The sequence below is a fragment of the Variovorax sp. BGA-UO-ETr-C22 genome, from assembly GCF_059567965.1.
Genome location: NZ_JCAQPA010000004.1, coordinates 1 through 23,610, shown reverse-complemented (window position 1 = coordinate 23,610; position 23,610 = coordinate 1). Strand labels below are relative to the sequence as shown.

At 64.4% G+C, this 23,610-nt stretch carries 16 protein-coding genes; 6 read left to right on the top strand and 10 right to left on the bottom strand.

All coding sequences use genetic code 11. The features are described 5' to 3' along the window. Window positions 1-77: 77 nt before the first annotated feature. The 7 genes from gltA to AC57B8_RS00610 all read right to left on the bottom strand — a co-directional run bounded on the left by gltA (window position 78) and on the right by AC57B8_RS00610 (window position 6,115). Window positions 78-1,388, bottom strand: a complete 1,311-nt coding sequence (gltA, locus tag AC57B8_RS00640; protein ID WP_062479703.1) for a citrate synthase — start codon at window positions 1,386-1,388, stop codon at window positions 78-80. A 24-nt stretch (window positions 1,389-1,412) separates the two neighbouring features. Then, entirely contained in the window at window positions 1,413-1,733 is a 321-nt protein-coding gene (locus AC57B8_RS00635; protein WP_062479704.1) for an FAD assembly factor SdhE, read from the bottom strand. A gap of 24 nt (window positions 1,734-1,757) precedes the next feature. Beyond that, window positions 1,758-2,459, bottom strand: coding sequence for a succinate dehydrogenase iron-sulfur subunit (locus AC57B8_RS00630; RefSeq protein WP_062479706.1), 702 nt, complete (start codon window positions 2,457-2,459; stop codon window positions 1,758-1,760). A gap of 22 nt (window positions 2,460-2,481) precedes the next feature. Further along, on the bottom strand, window positions 2,482-4,290 hold the full coding sequence (gene sdhA / locus AC57B8_RS00625) for a succinate dehydrogenase flavoprotein subunit (protein WP_056572028.1): 1,809 nt from the start codon (window positions 4,288-4,290) through the stop codon (window positions 2,482-2,484). A gap of 6 nt (window positions 4,291-4,296) precedes the next feature. Beyond that, the gene (sdhD, locus tag AC57B8_RS00620; protein ID WP_062479708.1) at window positions 4,297-4,662 is read right to left on the bottom strand and encodes a succinate dehydrogenase, hydrophobic membrane anchor protein; all 366 of its coding nucleotides are present in this window, start codon (window positions 4,660-4,662) and stop codon (window positions 4,297-4,299) included. Between the two features lie 13 nt (window positions 4,663-4,675). Beyond that, window positions 4,676-5,122 (bottom strand): succinate dehydrogenase, cytochrome b556 subunit, encoded by a 447-nt coding sequence (sdhC, locus tag AC57B8_RS00615; protein ID WP_095949550.1) that lies wholly within the window; start codon window positions 5,120-5,122, stop codon window positions 4,676-4,678. A 234-nt stretch (window positions 5,123-5,356) separates the two neighbouring features. Further along, the gene (locus tag AC57B8_RS00610; RefSeq protein WP_307637446.1) at window positions 5,357-6,115 is read right to left on the bottom strand and encodes a GntR family transcriptional regulator; all 759 of its coding nucleotides are present in this window, start codon (window positions 6,113-6,115) and stop codon (window positions 5,357-5,359) included. A 181-nt stretch (window positions 6,116-6,296) separates the two neighbouring features. On the opposite strand from AC57B8_RS00610, the gene AC57B8_RS00605 reads away from it, so the two are divergent. The 5 genes from AC57B8_RS00605 to AC57B8_RS00585 all read left to right on the top strand — a co-directional run bounded on the left by AC57B8_RS00605 (window position 6,297) and on the right by AC57B8_RS00585 (window position 12,364). Next, window positions 6,297-7,283: a malate dehydrogenase gene (locus AC57B8_RS00605; RefSeq protein ID WP_496478333.1), complete on the top strand. Its 987-nt coding sequence runs from the start codon at window positions 6,297-6,299 to the stop codon at window positions 7,281-7,283. A gap of 18 nt (window positions 7,284-7,301) precedes the next feature. Next, window positions 7,302-8,090 carry a trans-aconitate 2-methyltransferase gene (tam, locus tag AC57B8_RS00600; protein WP_159273218.1) on the top strand — a complete coding sequence of 263 codons (789 nt, stop codon included), beginning with the start codon at window positions 7,302-7,304 and terminating at the stop codon, window positions 8,088-8,090. Next, window positions 8,087-9,103: an HpcH/HpaI aldolase/citrate lyase family protein gene (locus AC57B8_RS00595; RefSeq protein WP_496478332.1), complete on the top strand. Its 1,017-nt coding sequence runs from the start codon at window positions 8,087-8,089 to the stop codon at window positions 9,101-9,103. Before tam ends, AC57B8_RS00595 begins: the two co-directional genes overlap by 4 nt. A gap of 23 nt (window positions 9,104-9,126) precedes the next feature. After that, complete coding sequence (locus AC57B8_RS00590) at window positions 9,127-9,684, top strand: lysozyme inhibitor (protein WP_139702449.1); 558 nt, start codon at window positions 9,127-9,129, stop codon at window positions 9,682-9,684. Window positions 9,685-9,778: 94 nt separating this feature from the next. Continuing rightward, on the top strand, window positions 9,779-12,364 hold the full coding sequence (locus AC57B8_RS00585; RefSeq protein ID WP_496478331.1) for a bifunctional aconitate hydratase 2/2-methylisocitrate dehydratase: 2,586 nt from the start codon (window positions 9,779-9,781) through the stop codon (window positions 12,362-12,364). 91 nt (window positions 12,365-12,455) lie between these two features. Here the strand turns inward: AC57B8_RS00585 and AC57B8_RS00580 are convergent, their stop codons facing one another. From AC57B8_RS00580 to AC57B8_RS00570, 3 genes are read right to left on the bottom strand one after another with little or no spacing between them, the layout of a single operon-like run. Next, window positions 12,456-13,316: a hypothetical protein gene (locus tag AC57B8_RS00580; protein WP_496478330.1), complete on the bottom strand. Its 861-nt coding sequence runs from the start codon at window positions 13,314-13,316 to the stop codon at window positions 12,456-12,458. A gap of 19 nt (window positions 13,317-13,335) precedes the next feature. After that, window positions 13,336-14,478, bottom strand: a complete 1,143-nt coding sequence (locus AC57B8_RS00575) for a DUF2827 domain-containing protein (RefSeq protein WP_496478329.1) — start codon at window positions 14,476-14,478, stop codon at window positions 13,336-13,338. Continuing rightward, window positions 14,475-14,915, bottom strand: coding sequence for a DUF4019 domain-containing protein (locus tag AC57B8_RS00570; RefSeq protein ID WP_307694789.1), 441 nt, complete (start codon window positions 14,913-14,915; stop codon window positions 14,475-14,477). The genes AC57B8_RS00575 and AC57B8_RS00570 overlap by 4 nt, the downstream gene beginning before the upstream one ends. A 317-nt stretch (window positions 14,916-15,232) precedes the next feature. Here AC57B8_RS00570 and AC57B8_RS00565 point away from each other — a divergent pair. After that, a partial coding sequence (locus AC57B8_RS00565) for an ESPR-type extended signal peptide-containing protein (protein ID WP_496478404.1) occupies window positions 15,233-23,610 on the top strand: 8,378 nt, incomplete at its 3' end.

Below are 23,610 nucleotides of genomic sequence, written 5' to 3'. Positions count from 1 at the left end.
GGGGCATGCCGAACGGGCAATAAAAAAGCTGCCCGGAGGCAGCTTTTTCAGGGGGCGGAGGTTCCGCAGCCGGTCGATCAGCGGGCCGAGATCGGCTTCACGTCACGCTTGGGCGAGCCTTCGAACAGCTGGCGCGGGCGGCCGATCTTGTACTCGGGGTCGCCGATCATTTCGTTCAGCTGGGCGATCCAGCCGACGGTGCGGGCCAGCGCGAAGATCGCGGTGAACAGCGGCACGGGGATGCCGATGGCGCGCTGCACGATGCCCGAGTAGAAGTCGACGTTCGGGTAGAGCTTGCGCGACACGAAGTACTCGTCTTCCAGGGCGATCTTCTCGAGTTCCTTGGCGAGCTTGAACAGCGGGTCGTTTTCCAGGCCCAGCTCGGTCAGCACTTCGTTGCAGGTTTCCTGCATCAGCTTGGCGCGCGGGTCGTAGTTCTTGTACACGCGATGGCCGAAGCCCATCAGCTTGACGTTCGAGTTCTTGTCCTTGACCTTCTTGATGAACTCGCCGATCTTTTCCACGCCGCCTTCGCGCTGGATGTCGTACAGCATGTTCAGCGCCGCTTCGTTGGCGCCGCCGTGGGCCGGGCCCCACAGGCAGGCCACGCCGGCCGCGATGGCTGCGAAGGGGTTCGTGCCCGACGAGCCGCACAGGCGCACGGTCGAGGTCGAGGCGTTCTGCTCGTGGTCGGCGTGCAGGATGAAGATGCGGTCGAGCGCGCGCTCGAGCACTGGGTTCACCTTGTACTCTTCGCACGGCGTGGCGAACATCATGTGCAGGAAGTTGCCTGCATAGCTGAGTTCGTTCTTCGGGTACATGTACGGCTGGCCGACGGTGTACTTGTAGGCCATGGCCACGAGCGTGGGCATCTTCGCGATCAGGCGGATCGCGGCGATCTCGCGGTGCTCGGGATTGTTGATGTCCGTGCTGTCGTGATAGAAGGCCGACAGGGCGCCCACGAGGCCGGTCATGATGGCCATCGGGTGGGCATCACGGCGGAAGCCGCGCAGGAAGAACTGCATCTGCTCGTTGACCATCGTGTGGTTCGTCACGAGCTTGGTGAAGCTGGCCTTCTTGCCTGCGTCCGGCAGCTCGCCGTACAGCAGCAGGTGGCAGGTTTCCATGAAGTCGCAGTTGGTCGCGAGCTGCTCGATGGGGTAGCCGCGGTACAGCAGCTCGCCCTTGTCACCGTCGATGTAGGTGATGGCCGACTGGCAGGCGGCGGTCGACATGAAGCCCGGGTCGTACGTGAACATGCCGGTCTGTGCATACAGCTTGCGGATGTCGATCACGTCGGGCCCGATGGTGCCCTTGTAGATCGGCAGTTCGACGTTGTCGCCGCCATTGCTGAACGACAGCGTGGCCTTGGTATCGGATGCTTTCATTTCGGTTTACTTTCAGAGGTGGATTCAGGACGAAGGAGAAAAAATGGCAGGACGCTGAGCGCCGTCGGTACGCATCAGCTGCAGCAATGCGACCACCTCGGCCCCGGCCCATGCGGGCTCGGGCTCCTTTCTGCACAGCAGCAGGTCGAGGAGGTCGTTGTCCGACAGGTCCATCAATGTCTCCATCGCTCCCGCTTGACCGACGGTCATGTGGGATTCGTGCCGCTCGAAGAAGCGGGCGATGAACAGGTCGTTCTCCAGCAGGCCGCGCCGGCAACGCCACTTGAGCTTGCTCAGCGCGCGTTCGCCGAGCAGCGTATCGGGGGCGTTGGCGGGGGTCGACATAAGTAAGGTTTCTCGGAAAAACCGTCAGATGGCGCGACGCACCATCAGTTCCTTGATCTTGCCGATCGCCTTGGTCGGGTTCAGGCTCTTCGGGCACACGTCGACGCAGTTCATGATCGTGTGGCAGCGGAACAGGCGGTACGGGTCTTCCAGGTTGTCCAGGCGCTCGGCGGTGGCTTCGTCGCGGCTGTCGGCGATGAAGCGGTAGGCCTGCAGCAGGCCGGCCGGGCCGACGAACTTGTCGGGGTTCCACCAGAAGCTCGGGCAGCTCGTGGAGCAGCTCGCGCACAGGATGCACTCGTACAGGCCGTCGAGCTCTTCACGCTCTTCGGGCGACTGCAGGCGCTCCTTCTCGGGCGGCACGGTGTCGTTCTGCAGGTACGGCTTGATCGAGTTGTACTGCTTGAAGAACTGGGTCATGTCGACGATCAGGTCGCGGATGACGGGCAGGCCCGGCAGCGGCTTGAGCACGACGGTGCCCTTGAGCGTGTTCATGTTGGTCAGGCAGGCCAGACCGTTCTTGCCGTTGATGTTCATCGCGTCGGAGCCGCAGACGCCTTCGCGGCACGAGCGGCGGAACGACAGCGTGGGATCCTGCGCCTTGAGCTTCATCAGGGCGTCCAGCAGCATGCGTTCATGGCCGTCGAGTTCGACCTCGACCGTCTGCATGTAGGGCTTGGCGTCCTTGTCCGGGTCGTAGCGGTAGATCTGGAATGTGCGCTTCATCGTATGGACCTTGTAAATATTCTTAGAACGTGCGGACCTTGGGCGGCACGGATGCCACCGTCAGCGGCTGCAGCTTGACGGGCTTGTACGAGAGGCGGTTGTCCGCGCTGTACCAGAGCGTGTGCTTCATCCAGTTGGCGTCGTCGCGGCCCAGCGGTGCGACCGGGTCGTCCGCGGGACGCTCGTAGTCTTCCACCGTGTGGGCGCCGCGGCATTCCTTGCGGGCGGCGGCCGAGACCATGGTGGCCTGCGCCACTTCGATCAGGTTGTCGACTTCCAGCGCTTCGATGCGGGCGGTGTTGAACACCTTGGACTTGTCCTTCAGGCCGATCGACTTGACGCGCTCGCGCACGGCGGCGATCTTGACCACGCCTTCGTCCATCGAGGCCTGCTTGCGGAACACGGCGGCATGCTGCTGCATGACGGCGCGGATCTCGCCGGCCACGTCCTGGGCGTACTCGCCGCCGGTGGAGGCTTCGAGCTCGTTCAGGCGCTGCAGGGTGCGGTCGGCCGCATCCTTGGGCAGTTCCTTGTGTTCCTTGAGCTTGTCGTTGAACTCGACGATGTGGTTGCCGGCCGCGCGGCCGAACACCAGCAGGTCGAGCAGCGAGTTGGTGCCCAGGCGGTTGGCGCCGTGCACGCTCACGCAGGAGCATTCGCCCACCGCGTACAGGCCGTTCACCACGGCGCTGTTGTCTTCACCCTTCTGGATGACGACCTGGCCGTTGATGTTCGTCGGGATGCCGCCCATCTGGTAGTGGATGGTGGGCACCACGGGAATCGGTTCCTTGGTGACGTCGACGTTGGCGAAGTTGATGCCGATCTCGTAGACCGACGGCAACCGCTTGTGGATGGTGTCGGCGCCCAGGTGATCCAGCTTCATGTGGATGTAGTCCTTGTTGGGACCACAGCCACGGCCTTCCTTGATTTCCTGGTCCATCGAGCGCGAGACGAAGTCGCGCGGGGCCAGGTCCTTCAGGGTGGGCGCATAGCGCTCCATGAAGCGTTCGCCGTTGCTGTTCAGCAGGATGGCGCCTTCGCCGCGGCAGCCTTCGGTCAGCAGCACGCCCGCGCCGGCCACGCCGGTGGGGTGGAACTGCCAGAACTCCATGTCCTGCAGCGGGATGCCCGAACGTGCGGCCATGCCCAGGCCGTCGCCGGTGTTGATGAACGCGTTGGTGGACGCACCGAAGATTCGGCCTGCGCCGCCGGTGGCCAGCAGCACGGTCTTGGCCTGCAGGATGTGCAGGTCGCCGGTTTCCATTTCGAGGGCCGTGACGCCGACCACGTCGCCTTCGTCGTCACGGATGAGGTCGAGCGCCATCCATTCGACGAAGAACTGGGTGCGGGCTTCCACGTTCTTCTGGTAGAGCGTGTGCAGCATCGCGTGGCCGGTGCGGTCGGCCGCGGCGCAGGCGCGTTGCACGGCCTTTTCGCCGTAGTTGGCGGTGTGGCCGCCGAACGGACGCTGGTAGATCGTGCCGTCGGGGTTGCGGTCGAAGGGCATGCCGAAGTGCTCGAGCTCGTACACGACCTTCGGTGCTTCACGGCACATGAACTCGATCGCGTCCTGGTCGCCGAGCCAGTCGGAACCCTTGATCGTGTCGTAGAAGTGGTAGTGCCAGTTGTCTTCGCTCATGTTGCCGAGCGAGGCGCCCACGCCGCCCTGGGCAGCGACGGTGTGCGAACGGGTCGGAAACACCTTGGAGAGCACGGCCACGTTGAGGCCGGCACGGGCGAGTTGCAGCGAGGCGCGCATGCCGGAGCCGCCGGCACCGACGATCACGACGTCGAACTTGCGCTTGGTGATGTTTTCTTTTGTGTAGGTCATGGTGGGTCAGATCTTCCAAAGCACTTGAATGGCCCAACCCGCACAACCGACAAGCCAGACGATGGTGAAAACTTGCAGCACGAGACGGATGGCGACAGGCTGGACGTAGTCCATCCACACGTCGCGCATGCCGACCCACACGTGATAGAGCAGGGCAACGATCACGGAGAAGGTCAGGACCTTCATCCACTGTGCGGCGAAGATGCCGGCCCACAGGTCGTAACCGATGGGGCCGCGCGAGAAGATCAGCTGTGCGAGCAGGATGATCGTGAACAGCGCCATCAGGGCGCCGGTGATGCGCTGGCTGAGCCAGTCGCGCAGACCGTAGTGCGCGCCGACGACGATGCGCTTGGAGCCGTAATTCACAGACATGGTTGGCTCCTTCTCAGTACAGGCCGAACAGCTTGGCGCCGAGCGCCAGCGTGAGGATGATGCTTGCGCCCAGCGTGAACATGGCCGAGCTGTGACCGAACTCCTTGGTCACGGCGGAGTGGCTCACGTCCATCCAGAGATGGCGCAGGCCGGCGATGAAGTGGTGCAGGTAGGCCCAGATGAGCGCCAGAGCGACGAGCTTGAAGAACCACCCCGGGGCAAAGCCGATGCCGGTGTTGAACGCGGCCTTGAATTTCGCGAACGAATAGTCAGATGACAGCGAGGTGTCGAACATCCAGATGATGAAGGGCATCAGCAGGAACATGATCACGCCGCTCACGCGGTGCAGGATCGACACGATGCCGGCCGGCGGCAGCCGGTAGGTCGTGAGATCGGTGAAGGCGTTGATGTTCCGGAATTCGCGACGCGGCGGCCGGGGGGGAGTTGCAAGCTCTGTCATAGGGAGATGGCTTTCGTGGCTTTGTGACTTGTTGGCTTGTTCTGAGAGCGAACGCTTTTGTTTCTTCTGCGGAATGCAAACAACGCAAAATTCTATTGCAATGCACCATCGCGCATCGGACGCGCAGGAGTCAACGCACTGCGGCAGTCGGATGCTCGGGGCTCGAGGCTGCGTTGCGCGGGCTGAGTGTGCGCGTTTGTGCCCGCGCGGGCGAGGTTCTTCGGCGCCATCGGATCAGCCCAGCTGGTTGCGGTAGTGGTGGGTGTCGGTGCGGTACAGGCCGCGGCGCAGTTCCATCGGCATGTCGTGGTACGTGTGCGCCACGCGCTCCACGCTCAACAGCGGCATCTGCAGCGGCACGTCGAGCAGCTGCGCCTGTTCGGCATCGGGCAGCACGGCGCGGATCTTTTCTTCGGCGCGCACCATGCGTACGCCGAACTCGGTCTCGAACATCGCGTACATCGGGCCGGGCCAGGCGCGCAGCCGGTCGGCCGTGAGTCCCTTGAAGGGCGTGCCGGGCAGCCAGAGATCTTCGAGGATGGTCGGCACGCCGCCATAGGCGAGCACGCGGCGCACCTGCAGCACGGCGTCGCCGGTGCGCAGGCTCAGCGCGCGCGCCACGTCGGCCGAGGCGCGCAGGCGCTTGCAGTCGACGATGGTGCGCTCGGCTGGACCTTCGGCGCTCGGGCTGCCGGCGTCGGGCACCAGCTTGAGAAAACGGTACTGCACATGCTGCTCGGCATGCGTGGCCACGAAGGTGCCCTTGCCCTGGCGGCGCACCACCAGGTTTTCGGCCGCCAGCTCGTCGATCGCCTTGCGCACCGTGCCCTGGCTCACGCGGTAGCGCACGGCCAGATCCATCTCACTGGGGATGGGTTCGCCCGGCTTCCACTCGCCGGCCTGCAGGCTCTGCAGGATCAGGGTCTTGATCTGCTGGTAGAGCGGACTGAAGGACGGCGTCGTGGGCTCGTCGAGGGTGGAGGGCGTGTTCATGGCAGCGGTGGGGTGCGCCGTGGCGGACCCCCAGAGGATATCTTATATAAGACATAAGACGGCCTTTGTCGAATCGGCTTAAAATGCGGCCCGGTCCCGCGCCGCGGGAAAGCTTCCCCCCGCTGGACCGCGGCGCCCCACGAGAGCGCTAACCCGTTTCACCACCTTCTGGAGTCTTCCCATGAGCAAAAAGCCTGTCCGCGTTGCCGTTACCGGTGCCGCCGGTCAAATCGGTTACGCCCTGTTGTTCCGTATCGCTTCCGGCGAAATGCTCGGCAAAGACCAGCCGGTCATCCTGCAACTGCTCGAAATCCCCGACGAGAAGGCCCAGAAGGCGCTCAAGGGCGTGATGATGGAGCTCGACGACTGCGCCTTCCCGCTGCTGGCCGGCATGGAAGCCCACGGCGACCCGATGACCGCCTTCAAGGACGTCGACTACGCCCTGCTGGTCGGTTCGCGCCCCCGCGGCCCCGGCATGGAACGTGCCGAGCTGCTGGCCGTCAACGGCGCCATCTTCACGGCACAGGGCAAGGCACTGAACGCTGTCGCTTCGCGCAACGTGAAGGTGCTGGTCGTCGGCAACCCCGCCAACACCAACGCCTACATCGCCATGAAGTCGGCACCCGACCTGCCGCGCAAGAACTTCACCGCCATGCTGCGCCTGGACCACAACCGCGCTGCCAGCCAGATCGCCGCCAAGACCGGCAAGGCCGTGGCCGACATCGAGAAGCTCACCGTCTGGGGCAACCACTCGCCCACGATGTACGCCGACTACCGCTTTGCGACCATCAACGGCGAAAGCGTCGCCAAGATGATCAACGACCAGGAATGGAACGCCAACACCTTCCTGCCGACCGTCGGCAAGCGCGGTGCGGCCATCATCGAAGCACGCGGCCTGTCGTCGGCGGCTTCGGCTGCCAACGCCGCCATCGACCACATGCGCGACTGGGCCCTGGGCACCAACGGCAAGTGGGTCACGATGGGCATCCCGTCGGACGGCCAGTACGGCATTCCGAAGGACGTGATGTTCGGCTTCCCGGTCACCTGCGAAAACGGTGAGTACAAGCTGGTCGAAGGCCTCGAGATCGACGCATTCAGCCAGGAACGCATCAACAAGACGCTCGAAGAGCTCGAAGGCGAACGCGCCGGCGTCGCCCACCTGCTGTAAGTCAAGCAAGCCGCCCGCATGCTCGACTGGAACCCCGCGCTCTACCGTCGCTACGAGGACGAGCGCACCCGGCCCGCACAGGAACTCCTGGCGCGGGTCCCGCTTGCCGAGGCCGCCCGCGTGGTCGACCTCGGATGCGGACCGGGCAATTCCACCGAACTGCTGGCACATCGGTTCCCGACGGCGCAGGTCACGGGCACCGACAACTCCGAAGCCATGCTGGTCAGCGCGCGCGAGCGCCTGCCGGCGGCGCGCTTCGAGTTGAGCGACATCGCGACCTGGGCGCCGCGTGAAACAGAAGCGCCCGATCTCATTTATGCCAACGCGTCCCTGCAATGGGTGCCGGATCACGAGACGCTGATCCCCCGCCTGTTCGACGCGCTGGCCCCGGGCGGCGTGCTCGCCGTCCAGATGCCCGACAACCGCCAGGAGCCCACGCACCGCCTGATGCGCGCGGTGGCGGCCGAAGCGCCCTGGGCCGAGCCCATCGGCGACGCCGACAAGCTGCGCACCTTGCTGCTGCCGCTCGGCGGCTACTACGACCTCTTGGCCGCGCGTGCGGCCCATGTCGATGTCTGGCACACCATCTACCAGCACCCGATGGCCAACGCTGCGGCCATCGTCGAATGGGTGCGCGGCACGGGCCTGAAGCCCTTTGTCGACCGCCTGCCGCCCGACCTGCAGGCGAGCTACCTCGCCGAATACGAACGCCGGGTGGGCGAGGCCTACCCGGTGCGCACCGACGGCAAGCGCCTGCTCGCCTTCCCGCGCATGTTCATCGTGGCGCACAAGAAAAAAGACGCATGACGACGAAGACCGCCGCTGCCCATCCCGCGGACGTGCTGCTCGGCGCACAGGCCGGCGCCGTGACCTTGCCGGTGTGCGACCACTACAGCGGCGTCGAAGCCCGCATGAAGAAGAGCCTCGCGCTGCAGGCCGAGATGGCGCAGGAGTTCGGCGCCTGCGTGTTCGACGTCACCCTCGACTGCGAAGACGGCGCCCCGGTCGGCGGCGAGGCCGAGCATGCCGCGCTCGTCACCGAGCTTGCGCTGGCCGCCCAGCCCGGCATGCGCGTCGGCGTGCGCGTGCACCCGGTCGACCACCCGGCCTTTGCCGGCGACGTGGTCACCATCACCGGACGCGCCGGCCATCGGCTGAGCCACCTCATGGTGCCCAAGGTCGAATCCGTGGCCGATGTGTGTCAGGCTGTTGCCGCGCTCGACGCGGCCGATGCCGCCGCGTTGCCGCTGCACGTGCTCATCGAATCGCCCCTGGCGGTGCACAACGCCTTCGAAATTGCCGCGCATCCGCGCGTGCAGTCGCTGAGCTTCGGCCTGATGGATTTCGTGTCGGCGCATGCCGGCGCCATTCCCGCCGACGGCATGGGCGCGGCGGGGCAGTTCAGCCACCCGCTGGTCGTGCGTGCCAAGCTGGCACTGGCCTCGGCCGCGCATGCCTACGGCAAGGTGCCTTCGCATTGCGTGGTCACCGAGTTCAACGACATGGATGCGATGCGCACCGCGGCCCGCAAGGCGGCCACCGAATTCGGCTACACGCGCATGTGGAGCATCCACCCGAACCAGATCCGGCCGATCCTCGAGGCCTTCGCGCCCGACGAGGCGCAGATTCAAATTGCCACAAAAATCATTACAAAAGCCGCAGACGCGGATTGGGCACCGACACAAATTGATGGCACATTGCACGACCGCGCGAGCTACCGCCACTTCTGGCAGGTCCTGACGCGCGCCCACGCAACAGGGCGCGCGTTGCCCTCCGAGGCGAAAGCCTGGTTTGCATCGCGGTCTCCTGAAACCCACTGAATCAGCCTGAAGGAACCCCGCTCATGAAGAAAATTGCACTGATCGCCGCCGTTGCGCTGGCCCTGCCTTTCGCCGCCGTGGCTCAGAACGCCACCGCCACCAAGCCGGCCGCGGCCAAGGCCGAAGCCAAGAAGACCCCGCCGAAGCGCCAGGTGACCCGCAAGGCGGCCAAGGCCGTCGAAGAGGTCACGCCGATCGCCGACGACACCAACATCGTGCTGTCCGAGTCCGACCTGGCCGTGGCACAGCGCGTGTCCACCGGCAAGGCCCAGTGCGAACTCGGCGCCGACGTGACCGTCACGCCCGACGAGAAGAAGCCCGGCTTCTTCACCGTGACCACCAAGGGCCTGAAGTACCGCATGCACCCGGTCGAAAGCCGCACCGGCGCCATCCGCCTCGAAGACCCGCGTGCCGGCGCCATGTGGCTCCAGCTGGGCAACAAGTCGATGCTGATGAACCAGAAGGCCGGCCTGCGCATCGCCGACGAATGCCAGACCGCCGCTCAGGTCGCCTTCGCCGACGAGATGAAGAAGAACCCGCCGAAGGCCCTTTTCGAAGGTGCCGACGCAGCCAAGAAGTAAGAAGAGCACCGAACCCCGGGGTGCGGCGCGGCTCTTGCTTGGCCGCTAGAGACCGCTGCGCACGCCCGATAGCCTAGTTTCCGGAGAAAAGAAGATGTTGCAAGCCTACGTTGATCATGTTGCCGAACGCGCCGCGCTCGGTATCCCGCCGCTGCCCCTGAGCGCGAAGCAGACCGCCGAAGCGATCGAGCTCCTGAAGAGCGCGAATGCCAAGGACGGCGCCTTCCTGCTGGACCTGCTCACCTACCGTGTGCCCGCCGGCGTCGACGACGCCGCCAAGGTCAAGGCGAGCTACCTCGCGGCCGTGGCCCACGGCACCGAGAAGAACGCGTTCATCTCGCGCGCCCGCGCCACTGAACTGCTCGGCACCATGCTCGGCGGCTACAACATCAGCCCCATGATCGACCTGTTGGACGACGCCGAAGTCGGCGCCGTGGCAGCCGAAGGCCTGAAGAAGACCCTGCTGATGTTCGACCAGTTCCACGACGTCAAGGAAAAGGCCGACAAGGGCAACGCCCACGCCAAGGGCGTGCTGCAAAGCTGGGCCGATGCCGAGTGGTTCACCAGCCGCCCCGAAGTGCCGCAAAGCATCACCGTCAGCATCTTCAAGGTGGCCGGCGAAATCAACACCGACGACCTGTCGCCCGCACCCGACGCCACCACGCGTCCCGACATTCCGATGCACGCCCTGGCGATGCACAAGAACGCCCGCCCCGGCATCGTCCCTGAAGAAGACGGCAAGCGCGGCCCGGTGAAGTTCATCGAAGACCTGCGCGCGCGCGGCCACCTCGTGGCCTACGCTGGCGACGTGGTCGGCACGGGTTCGTCGCGCAAGAGCGCCACCAACTCGGTGCTGTGGTTCACCGGCGAAGACATTCCCTTCGTGCCGAACAAGCGTTTCGGCGGCGTCTGCCTCGGCGGCAAGATCGCTCCCATCTTCTACAACACGATGGAAGACTCGGGCGCACTGCCCATCGAGCTCGACGTGACGCAGATGAACATGGGCGACGTGGTCGAGCTGCGTCCCTATGAAGGCAAGGCCCTGAAGGACGGCCAGGTCATCGCCGAATTCCAGGTCAAGAGCGACGTGCTGTTCGACGAAGTGCGCGCCGGCGGCCGCATTCCGTTGATCATCGGCCGCGGCCTGACGGCCAAGGCGCGCGAAGCACTGGGCCTGCCCGTGTCCACGCTGTTCCGCCTGCCGACCAGCCCGGTCGACACCAAGAAGGGCTATTCGCTCGCACAGAAGATGGTCGGCCGCGCCTGCGGCCTGCCCGAAGGCACGGGCGTTCGCCCGGGCACGTACTGCGAACCCAAGATGACCTCGGTCGGCTCGCAGGACACCACCGGCCCGATGACCCGCGACGAGCTGAAGGACCTGGCCTGCCTGGGCTTCTCGGCCGACCTCGTCATGCAGTCGTTCTGCCACACGGCGGCGTACCCCAAGAAGGTCGACGTCAAGATGCACCACGAACTGCCCGAGTTCATGGCCAACCGCGGCGGCGTGTCGCTGCGTCCGGGCGACGGCGTGATCCACAGCTGGCTCAACCGCCTGCTGACGCCCGACACCGTGGGCACGGGCGGCGACAGCCACACCCGCTTCCCCATCGGCATCAGCTTCCCCGCGGGTTCGGGCCTCGTGGCCTTCGCGGCCGCCACCGGCGTGATGCCGCTGGACATGCCCGAATCGGTGCTCGTGCGCTTCAAGGGCAAGATGCAGCCGGGCGTCACGCTGCGTGACCTGGTCAACGCCATCCCGTTGTACGCCATCAAGTCGGGCCTGCTGACCGTGGCCAAGCAAGGCAAGAAGAACATCTTCTCGGGCCGCATCCTCGAAATCGAAGGCCTGCCCGACCTGAAGGTCGAACAAGCCTTCGAGCTGAGCGACGCCTCGGCCGAACGTTCGGCCGCCGGCTGCACGGTGCACCTGAACAAGGAACCGATCCAGGAGTACATCAACAGCAACATCACGCTGATGAAGTGGATGATCGCCGAAGGCTACGCCGACGCCCGCACGCTGGCACGCCGCATCGCCGCGCAGGAAGCCTGGCTCAAGGACCCGCAGCTGCTCAAGGGGGATGCCGACGCCGAATACGCCGCTGTGATCGAGATCGACCTGGCCGAGATCCACGAACCCATCGTGGCCTGCCCGAACGACCCCGACGACGTGAAGACGCTGAGCGACGTGGCCGGCGCGCAGATCGATGAAGTGTTCATCGGCTCGTGCATGACCAACATCGGTCACTTCCGCGCCGCGTCGAAGCTGCTCGAAGGCAAGCGCGACATCCCGGTCAAGCTGTGGATCGCACCGCCGACCAAGATGGACGCGCAGCAACTCACCGAGGAAGGCCACTACGGCGTGTTCGGCAACGCCGGCGCCCGCACCGAAATGCCGGGCTGCTCGCTGTGCATGGGCAACCAGGCACAGGTGCGCGAAGGCGCGACGGTGATGTCGACCAGCACCCGCAACTTCCCGAACCGCCTGGGCAAGAACACGAACGTGTACCTGGGCTCGGCCGAACTGGCCGCCATCTGCTCGCGCCTGGGTCGCATCCCGACGCGCGAGGAGTACATGGCTGCGACGGGCGTGCTCGATGCATCGAGCAGCCAGATCTACCAGTACCTGAACTTCGACAAGATCGAAGACTACAAGGGCGTGGCGGACACGGTCGCGGCCTGAGGGCGCGACTGCCGGCGATCGGTTGATTCGCCGGCCCCATGAAAAAGCCCCGCTTCGGCGGGGCTTTTTCATGGGCGTTCGTTCGGTGATGTCAGCCGTGCGGCGGGTTGGACTTGAGGTGCTCCTGGCCTTCCAGCACCATCGTCATTCCAGCTGGAGCGCCGACCGCGTAGGGCAGCGACGCCTGCAGCGAGTGCGCGAAATCCCCCCGGTACAGCTTGGCGCCCTGGTGGGTCAGGTTCGAATTGGCGTCGATGTAGATCGATTCGCCCAGCCCCGACCACAGCCGGCAGAAGCCGTAGTCTTCCGACAGGTAGCGCCGCGTCACCGGGTCGACCATCACATCGAAGAAGCGGTAGTGCAGCCCGCGGTCGGCTTCGCCGATGCTGTCGGGCACGTACTGCAGGTCGGGGTAGGCGGCCATGAGCCGTTCGAACACCTGGCGCCGGATCACCATGAAGCCCGTGGGCGCCTCGGTCATCTTCATGAAGCCGTCGGGCTGCACCTCGAGCTCGATCTGCGTCGCGCCTTCTTCGGCCTTGGCATTGACCGTGTAACGCGTGAAGCCGGCCTCGAACTGCTGCTGCGTGGTGCCTGCGGCTACACCGTCCTCTGGCCAGTTCTCGCGCTTCAGCGGGTAGACGCCCGCGGCGATGTCGTAGCCCGACAGCAGCAGGCGAAAGGCCGCTTCGGCCGAGAAGCCGATGTCCGCGTCGATCCAGAACAGGTGAGTCCACTCGGTGTTGGCCAGGAACTGGGCCACGCAGTTGTTGCGCGCGCGTGTGACCAGGCTTTCGCCCTGATGCATCAGCACCTGCATCTTCATGCCGGCACGTTCGGCGCGGATGGTGAAGTTCAGCAGCGACGCCACGTAGTTCTGGAAGAACTTGCCGTCGTGGCTCGGCGTCACGATCACGGGATAGAAGTGCCGGAGTTCGGATGGGTCGAGCATGCGAGAGGGCTCCGTGGGTCTAGCGAGGAGGGCGCTGCATCAGGCCCTGCAGCAGGGTGTCGTAAGTCTGCGTGGCCGCCGCATCGCCGGGCAGGTAGCGCGCGATGAGTGCGCGCTGCCGTTCGCGATAAGCGTCTGCCTGGGCGTCATGCCCGTCGATCGCCTCGAGCACGCGGGCACTGCCCGCTGCCACGTCGTTCTCGGCGTAGTAGTAGCCCAGGTCCGCACACAGGTGCGCGTTGTGCACCAGCGGATAGCCCTGCCAGCAGGTCTCGAGGTAGAAATAGTTGAGCGGGTTCTCCCACTGGTGGGAGACCACGATGTCGGTGTTCTGCGCCAGGAACACCGGGGTTTCGTGCCGGCCCAGGAAGACCGCCTTGTGCTGCCGCACCAGGTCGAGCTGGTTCATCAGCGTGATGAACTCCATGCTGTCCTTGGCCATGCGCTCGGCGTTCGTCACCTGCAGCAGTGCGACCGCGTCGGGTCGGGCGCGGTACGCCAGCTCGGCAATCAGGATCGGGTAGACGCAGAACTTCACCACGTTGATGTTCGGCTCCATCACGCTGAGCCGCCGCGGGCCGCTGCGCGGCTGGTACGCGCCGCCCTCGGGCAGGGCGCGGGCGCGCTCTTCCAGGAACACCGGACTCCAGACGAAAGGCACGGCGCGCGCTTCGGCGCGGCGCAGCACCTCGAAGTACGGCTGGCTGATGTGGGCCACCTGCGGAACCATCCAGATGTCGTCGTAACGCTGGTTGACGAACAGGTTGCGGCCCCACAGCGGCTTGCCGAACAGCATCGACTCCATCGCGTGCACGTACTCGAAGCCGCAGCAGTACGACACCAGCCGCGCGCCGCGGCGCTTCAGGTGCTCGGTCTGATCGGCGTCGATCTGGCCACCGAGCTCGATCAGCACGTCCACGCTGTCCTTGGCCGCCTCGAAAGTCACGGTCGGCCAGCGGGCCTGGTCCCAGGGCAGGGCGGGGGTGATGGGGGTGGCGGTGGTGTTGACCAGCACCACCGAGGCAACGCTGGGGCAGTGCTTCAGCGCCTCCGCCAGGAACACGGCGTTCTGCTTGATGCCGTTGTTCCAGAGGGTCTCGGCCTCGTGGTGGAGGCCGATCGTGATGCCGATGCGCAGGCCGGCACCCGAGGCGGTGGTCATTGGTTTTCGCGGGGGACGTAGCCGGTCAGGCGCCAGCCTTGGGGTTCGAGGCGGAAGCTGACTTTTTCGAAGACCGTCTTGTCGTTGGTCAGGCGGGTGGCGAAGTCGACGTTGGCGTACAGGCCTGCAGGGATGCCGGTGCTGTCGTCCAAGTAGCGGATGCGGGTCACGCTGGCCCAGTCACGGCGGGCCACGACGCCCACGGTCTGGCGCGAGCGTTGCGTGTTGGCAACGAATTCGGCCTTGGGAAAGCGAGTCTTCACAAACGCAGACGCGGTATCCCAGATCTCTCCTGCCCGGTTTTCGTCGATCTGCTTGAGGCTGCTGAGGCCCGCCTGGATGAGTTCGTCGGCGGAATTGCCGTCCTGTGCCAGGGCGCAGGAACCGGCCAGGGCCAGCGTGCATGCGGCCAGGAAACGGGGGAGAAACGGCTTCATTGGGCACCTTTTGTGAGGAAAACCGCTGTGACAGACAGCGGCGGCGATTCTAGGCGGGGCGTTCGGATCGACGTTCCACAGCGACATCACCGCGCCCGGATTTGTCGCCAATCGTGAAAGTTTGTGAACTAAATCATCATTTCACGGTTTCCGGTAGACCGAAATGGCTGCAAATGTAAACGGCTGCGTACATTACCGCGTCCATTGTGAACGTCAGGGTAACTACGACCCTGGCTGGGGCGACGAACCGCGGGCGGTCGTTGCCTTCCTCCGCCGTTGATACCGCGCCCGCCCTCTGTGAACCGAGCTCGAAGAATATGAACAAGTCTTACCGAAGTATCTGGAATGAAGCCCTGGGGGCCTGGGTTGCGGCGTCTGAAATCACTTCGGCGCGGGGGAAGAAGAGCGGTTCGAAGCTGGTGAGGGTGGCAGTTGCTGCGGCGTCGCTGATGGCTGTTTCGTTGGGGGCGCAGGCCGCCTATTCTGCGGGGGGAGGTTCCGCTGGCGGCACCGACGCCATCGCGATTGGCAATGGTTCGTCGGGCTCAGCCATCGCCTCAGGGTCGTACGCCTTGGCGGTTGGCAATAACGCGCAGGCGACCTTTCACAGCGCGACGGCAATCGGCTCTGGCGCCAAAGCTTTTGCCAAGGGCGCCTACGCCTTGGGCAACGATGCCAAGGCCACCGGGACCTCGTCGGTTGCGATAGGGGGCGGGGACGGCACGGGCAACGGTGGCTCTGCCGCGTCGGGCGAGCAGGCCGTGGCCATCGGTCGCGCGACAACCGCCAGCGGCACGAACAGCGTGGCTATCGGCGGCAGTGTGGCGGTGGATGGCGGCGCGAAGAGCACCGGCACTAACGCCGTGGCGATCGGCACGGGAGCCAGCGCTGGCACCGACAACAGCGTCGCACTTGGCAGCAACAGCGTGACTGCCGCAGCGGTCCCGACTGCCAGTGCGACGGTCAATGGGGTTGTGCTGGGCGGGTTTGCCGGCGCTACGCCGAGCAGCGTGGTGAGCGTTGGGTCGGTGGGGGGCGAGCGCCAAATCACCAACGTGGCGGCAGGTCGCGTGACCTCCACCTCAACCGATGCGATCAACGGCAGCCAATTGTTTTCCGTTGCCAGCGCGGTGGGGTCGCTGTCGACCTCGACTTCCACGGGGTTGAGCACAGCGACCAGCGGGATTTCCAGCCTGTCGACGTCCACGTCGTCCGGCCTGAGCACGACCAACAGCCGCCTCAACAGCCTCTCGACGTCCACATCGACCGGTTTGAGCACGGCGACCAGCGGCATCTCCAGCCTGTCCACGGGCTTGAGTACGGTGAACAGCGAACTGGACAGCCTGTCGACTTCCACGTCGAGCGGTTTGAGTACGGCGACCAGCGGCATTTCCAGCTTGTCCACGGGCCTGAGCACCACGAACAGCAACGTCGCCAGCCTGTCGACATCCACATCGTCGGGCCTGAGCACGGCGAGCAGTCGCATCAACAGCCTGTCGACTTCGACGTCGTCGGGACTGAGCACGGCCACGAGCAGCATCTCGAGCCTGTCGACCGGCCTGAGCACCACGAACAGCAACGTCGGCAGTCTTTCGACCTCCACGTCGACCGGCCTCAGCACGACCAACAGCCGCATCGACAGCCTGTCGACGTCGACGTCGTCGGGCCTCAGCACAGCGACGAGCGGGATCTCCAGCCTGTCCACAGGTCTGAGTACCACGAACAGCAACGTCGGCAGCTTGTCGACGTCCACATCGTCGGGCCTGAGCACCAGCAGCAGCCGCATCGACAGCCTTTCGACATCGACGTCGAGTGGTCTGAGCACGGCGACCAGCGGAATCTCGAGCCTGTCCACAGGACTGAGCACGACGAACAGCAACGTCAGCAGCCTGTCGACCTCGACGTCGAGCGGGCTGAGCACCGCGACCAGCGGCATCTCCAGCCTGTCGACTGGCCAGAGTACCACGAACAGCAACGTCAGTAGCCTGTCGACAACGACGTCGTCTGGCTTGAGCACGGCCACGAGCGGCATCTCGAGCCTGTCCACAGGTCTGAGCACGACGAACAGCAACGTCAGCAGCTTGTCGACCTCCACGTCGTCGGGCCTGAGCACCAGCAGCAGCCGCATCGACAGCCTTTCGACATCGACGACGTCCCGCTTGAGCACGGACACGAGCGTTATATCCAGCCTGTCCACCGGCTTGAGCACGACCAACAGCAACGTCGGCAGCCTGTCGACCTCGAACTCGTCCGGGCTGAGTACAGCAACTAGCGGCATCTCGAGCTTGTCCACGGGCCTGAGTTCGACCAACAGCAACGTCAGCAGTCTCTCGACCTCCACCTCGAGCGGCCTGAGCACCGCCACGAGCGGCATCTCCAGCCTGTCCACAGGCCTGAGCACTACGAATAGCAACGTGAGCAGCCTTTCGACGTCGACGTCGTCGGGTCTGAGCACGGCGACCAGCGGAATCTCGAGCCGGTCCACGGGCTTGAGCACGACGAACAGCAACGTGGGCAGCCTGTCAACGTCCACGTCGACTGGCCTGAGCACGACCAACAGCCGCATCGACAGCCTGTCGACGTCGACTACAAGCGGTCTGAGCACCGCCACGAGCGGCATCTCGAGCCTGTCGACAGGTATGTGCACGACGAACAGCAACGTCAGCAGTTTGTCGACCTCCACGTCGTCGGGTCTGAGCACCGCGACCAGCGGAATCTCCAGCTTGTCGACGGGCCTGAGCACGACCAACAGCAGCGTCAGCAGCCTGTCGACTTCGACCTCGTCCGGCCTGAGCACGGCCACGAGCAGCATCTCCAGCCTGTCCACGGGCTTGAGCACCACGAACAGCAACGTGAGCAGCCTGTCGACTTCGACATCGTCGGGCCTGAGCACCGCGACCAGTGGCATCGCCAGCCTGTCGACGGGCTTGAGCACCACGAACAGCAACGTGGGCAGCTTGTCGACCTCGACGTCCAGTGGTTTGAGTACGACCAACAGTCGAATCGATAGCCTTTCGACCTCCACGTCCTCGGGGCTGAGCACGGCGACGAGTGGCATCGAGAGCCTGTCGACCGGTCTGAGCACCACGAACAGCAACGTGAGCAGCTTGTCGACGTCGACTTCGAGCGGTCTGAGCACCGCGACCAGCGGCATCTCGAGCTTGTCGACGGGCCTGAGCACGACCAACAGCAACGTGAGCAGCCTGTCGACTTCCACGTCGTCTGGCCTCAGCACCGCCACGAGCGGCATCTCCAGCCTGTCTACGGGCCTGAGCACCACGAACAGCAACGTGAGCAGCCTGTCGACATCGACGTCGTCGGGCCTGAGCACTGCCACCAGCGGCATCTCCAGCTTGTCCACGGGCCTGAGCACCACGAACAGCAACGTCAGCAGCTTGTCGACGTCCACGTCGTCCGGTTTGAGTACCGCTACGAGCGGCATCAACAGTCTGTCGACGGGCCTGAGCACGACCAACAGCAACGTGAGCAGCCTGTCGACGTCGACGTCGTCGGGCCTAAGCACTGCAGCCAGCGGCATTTCGAGCCTGTCCACAGGTCTGAGCACGACGAACAGCAACGTGGGCAGCCTGTCGACGTCCACGACGTCCGGCCTGAGCACTGCCACGAGCAGCATCGACAGCCTGTCGACGTCTACTTCGAGCGGTCTGAGCACTGCAACCAGCGGTATCTCGAGCCTGTCCACGGGCTTGAGCACCACGAACAGCAACGTGGGCAGCTTGTCGACCTCGACGTCGTCGGGTCTGAGCACGGCCAATAGCCGCATCGACAGCCTCTCGACATCTACGTCGTCGGGCCTGAGCACGGCGACCAGTGGTATCTCCAGCCTGTCCACAGGTCTGAGCACCACGAACAGCAATGTCAGCAGCTTGTCGACCTCGACGTCGAGCGGCTTGAGCACGGCAACCAGCGGCATCTCTAGTCTGTCTACGGGCCTGAGCACAACCAACAGCAACGTGAGCAGCCTGTCGACTTCGACGTCGTCCGGCCTGAGCACCGCGACCAGCGGCATCTCCAGCCTTTCGACCGGTCTCAGCACCACGAACAGCAACGTCAGCAGTCTGTCGACCTCGACGTCGTCGGGCTTGAGTACGGCAATCAGCGGTATCTCGAGCCTGTCCACTGCTCTGAGCAGCACCAACAGCAACCTGGACAGCCTTTCGACGTCTACGTCGTCGGGCCTGAGCACCGCGACCAGTGGCATCGCCAGCCTGTCGACGGGCTTGAGCACCACGAACAGCAACGTGGGCAGCTTGTCGACCTCGACGTCCAGCGGTTTGAGCACGACCAACAGTCGAATCGATAGCCTTTCGACATCCACGTCGAGCGGTCTGAGCACGGCGACGAGCAGCATCGACAGCCTCTCGACGTCTACGTCGAGCGGTCTGAGCACCGCGACCAGCGGCATCTCGAGCTTGTCGACGGGCCTGAGCACGACGAACAGCAACGTGAGCAGCCTGTCGACCTCGACGTCCTCGGGTCTGAGCACCACCAATAGTCGTATCGACAGCCTCTCGACGTCTACGTCGTCGGGCCTGAGCACGGCCACGAGCAGCATCGATAGCTTGTCGACGTCTACCTCGAGCGGTCTGAGCACTGCGACCAGTGGTATCTCCAGCTTGTCCACTGGCTTGAGCACGACCAACAGCAACGTCAGCAGTCTGTCGACCTCGACGTCGTCTGGTCTGAGCACCGCGACCAGCGGCATCTCCAGCCTGTCCACGGGTCTGAGCACGACGAACAGCAATGTCAGTAGCCTTTCGACCTCCACGTCGAGCGGCTTGAGCACAGCCACGAGTGGCATCGACAGCCTGTCGACTGGTTTGAGCACGACCAACAGCAACGTCAGCAGCCTCTCGACCTCGACGTCGTCCGGCCTGAGCACGGCGACCAGCGGTATCTCCAGCCTGTCCACGGCTCTGAGCAGCACCAACAGCAACCTGAACAGCCTCTCGACTTCGACGTCGTCGGGTCTGAGCACCGCCACGAGCAGCATCGATAGCTTGTCGACGTCGACTTCGAGCGGTCTGAGCACAGCGACCAGCGGCATCGCCAGCTTGTCCACGAGCCTGAGCACGACCAACAGCAATGTGAGCAGCCTGTCGACCTCGACGTCGTCTGGTCTGAGCACTGCAACCAGCGGCATCTCGAGCCTGTCCACTGGCCTGAGCACAACCAACAGCAACGTGAGCAGCCTGTCGACTTCCACGTCGTCTGGCCTCAGCACCGCCACGAGCGGCATCTCCAGCCTGTCTACGGGCCTGAGCACCACGAACAGCAACGTGGGTAGCCTGTCGACTTCGACATCGTCGGGTCTGAGCACAGCCAACAGCCGTATCGACAGCCTGTCGACGTCCACGTCGAGCGGCCTGAGCACCACGAACAGCAACCTGGACAGCCTTTCGACCTCGATGTCGAGCGGCTTGAGCACGGCGACCAGCGGCATCTCCAGCTTGTCGACGGGCCTGAGCACGACGAACAGCAATGTGAGCAGCTTGTCGACGTCTACGTCGTCGGGTTTGAGCACGGCGACCAGTGGGATCTCCAGCCTGTCGACCGGTCTGAGCACGACCAACAGCAATGTGAGCAGCCTTTCGACTTCGACGTCGTCGGGGCTGAGCACCGCAACCAGCGGTATCTCCAGCCTGTCCACGGGCCTGAGCACGACGAACAGCACCGTGAGCAGCCTGTCGACCTCGACGTCGTCTGGTTTGAGCACGGCTACGAGCAGCATCGATAGCCTTTCGACTTCGACGTCGTCGGGTTTGAGCACGGCGACCAGTGGGATCTCCAGCCTGTCGACCGGTCTGAGCACCACGAACAGCAACGTCAGCAGCCTGTCGACGTCCACGTCGTCGGGCTTGAGCACGGCCACGAGCAGCATTGAGAGCCTTTCGACTTCGACGTCGTCGGGTCTGAGCACCGCCACCAGCGGGATCTCCAGCCTGTCTACCGGCCTGAGTACCACGAACAGCAATGTCAGCAGCTTGTCGACCTCGACGTCGTCGGGGCTCAGCACGGCGACCAGTGGCATCTCCAGCCTGTCCACTGGCCTGAGCACTACGAACAGCAACGTCAGCAGCTTGTCGACCTCGACCTCGTCCGGTCTGAGCACGGCCACGAGCAGCATCGACAGCCTTTCGACTTCGACGTCGTCTGGTTTGAGCACTGCCACCAGCGGTATCTCCAGCCTGTCCACGGGTCTGAGCACCACGAACAGCAACGTGAGCAGCCTGTCGACCTCGACGTCCTCTGGTTTGAGCACCGCGACCAGTGGCATCTCCAGCCTGTCTACCGGCCTCAGCTCCACGAACAGCAACCTGGACAGCCTTTCGACCTCCACGTCGAGCGGTCTGAGCACTGCAACCAGTGGAATTTCGAGCCTGTCGACTTCGACGTCGTCGGGCCTGAGCACGACCAACAGCCGTATCGATAGCCTTTCGACATCCACGTCGAGCGGTCTGAGCACGGCGACGAGCAGCATCGACAGCCTCTCGACGTCTACGTCCTCGGGTCTGAGCACTGCGACCAGCGGCATCTCTAGCCTGTCCACTGGCTTGAGCACGACCAACAGCAACGTCAGCAGCCTGTCGACCTCCACGTCGAGCGGCCTGAGCACGGCGACGAGCAACATCGACAGCCTTTCGACGTCCACGTCGTCTGGTTTGAGCACTGCCACCAGCGGTATCTCCAGCCTGTCGACTGGCTTGAGCACGACAAACAGCAATGTGAGCAGCCTGTCGACCTCGACGTCGTCCGGCCTGAGCACGGCGACGAGCAACATCGACAGCCTTTCGACGTCTACGTCCTCTGGTTTGAGCACCGCGACCAGTGGTATCTCCAGCCTGTCGACCGGCCTGAGCACGACGAACAGCAACGTCGGCAGCCTCTCGACCTCCACGTCGTCGGGTTTGAGCACGGCGAACAGCAGCATTAGCAGCTTGTCGACGTCTACATCGTCGGGCCTGAGCACGGCCACGAGCAGCATCGACAGCCTGTCGACGGGCTTGAGCACGGCGACCAGTGGCTTCTCGAGCCTGTCCACCGGCCTGAGCACCACCAACAGCAACCTGGACAGCTTGTCGACGTCCACGTCGAGCGGCTTGAGCACGGCCACCAGCGGTATCTCCAGCCTGTCCACGGGTCTGAGCACCACGAACAGCAACGTCGGCAGCTTGTCGACCTCGACTTCGTCCGGCTTGAGCACGACGAACAGCCGTATCGACAGCCTGTCGACGTCCACGTCGTCGGGTTTGAGCACGGCCACCAGCGGTATCTCGAGCCTGTCCACGGGGCTGAGCACGACGAACAGCAACGTCAGCAGCTTGTCGACCTCGACCTCGTCCGGTCTGAGCACGGCCACGAGCAGCATCGACAGTCTTTCGACTTCGACGTCGTCTGGTTTGAGCACTGCCACCAGTGGCATCAACAGCCTGTCGACCGGCCTGAGCACGACCAACAGCAATGTGAGCAGCCTGTCGACGTCCACGTCGTCTGGCCTGAGCACGGCGACCAGTGGTATCTCGAGCCTGTCGACCGGCTTGAGCACCACGAACAGCAACGTGAGCAGCTTGTCGACCTCCATGTCGTCCGGCTTGAGCACGGCGACCAACGGTATCTCCAGTCTGTCGACTGGCCTGAGCACCACGAACAGCAACGTGAGCAGCCTGTCGACATCCACGTCGACCGGGCTGAGCACGGCCGCGAGTGGCATCGATAGCCTGTCGACGGGGCTCAGCACGGCGACCAGTGGCATTTCCAGCCTGTCCACTGGTCTGAGCACGACGAACAGCAACGTCAGCAGCCTCTCGACGTCCACGTCGTCCGGCCTCAGCACCGCCACGAGCGGCATCTCCAGCCTGTCCACGGGCCTGAGCACGACGAACAGCAACGTGGGCAGCCTGTCGACTTCGACATCGTCGGGTCTGAGCACGGCCAACAGCCGCATCGACAGCCTGTCGACGTCCACGTCGAGCGGCCTGAGCACCACGAACAGCAACCTGGACAGCCTTTCGACCTCGACGTCGAGTGGCTTGAGCACGGCGACCAGCGGCATCTCGAGCCTGTCGACGGGTCTGAGCACGACGAACAGCAATGTGAGCAGCCTGTCGACGTCCACTTCGTCCGGCCTCAGTACCGCCACGAGCGGCATCTCCAGCCTGTCCACGGGCCTGAGCTCGACGAACAGCAATGTCAGCAGTCTTTCGACCTCCACGTCGTCCGGCTTGAGCACTGCGACGAGCAGCATCGACAGTCTGTCGACCGGCCTGAGCACGACCAACAGCAACGTCAGCAGCCTGTCGACGTCCACGTCGTCTGGCCTGAGCACCGCCACCAGCGGCATCTCCAGCCTGTCCACGGGCTTGAGCACGACGAACAGCAACGTGAGCAGCTTGTCGACCTCCACGTCGTCTGGCTTGAGCACTGCGACAAGCAGTATTGACAGCCTGTCGACTGGGCTGAGCACGACCAACAGCAACGTCAGCAGCTTGTCGACCTCGACGTCGTCGGGTTTGAGCACTGCCACCAGCGGTATCTCGAGCCTGTCGACGGGCCTGAGCACGACGAACAGCAACGTGAGCAGCTTGTCGACTTCAACGTCGTCGGGGTTGAGCACTGCCACGAGCAGCATCGACAGCCTGTCGACCGGGCTGAGTACCACGAACAGCAACGTGAG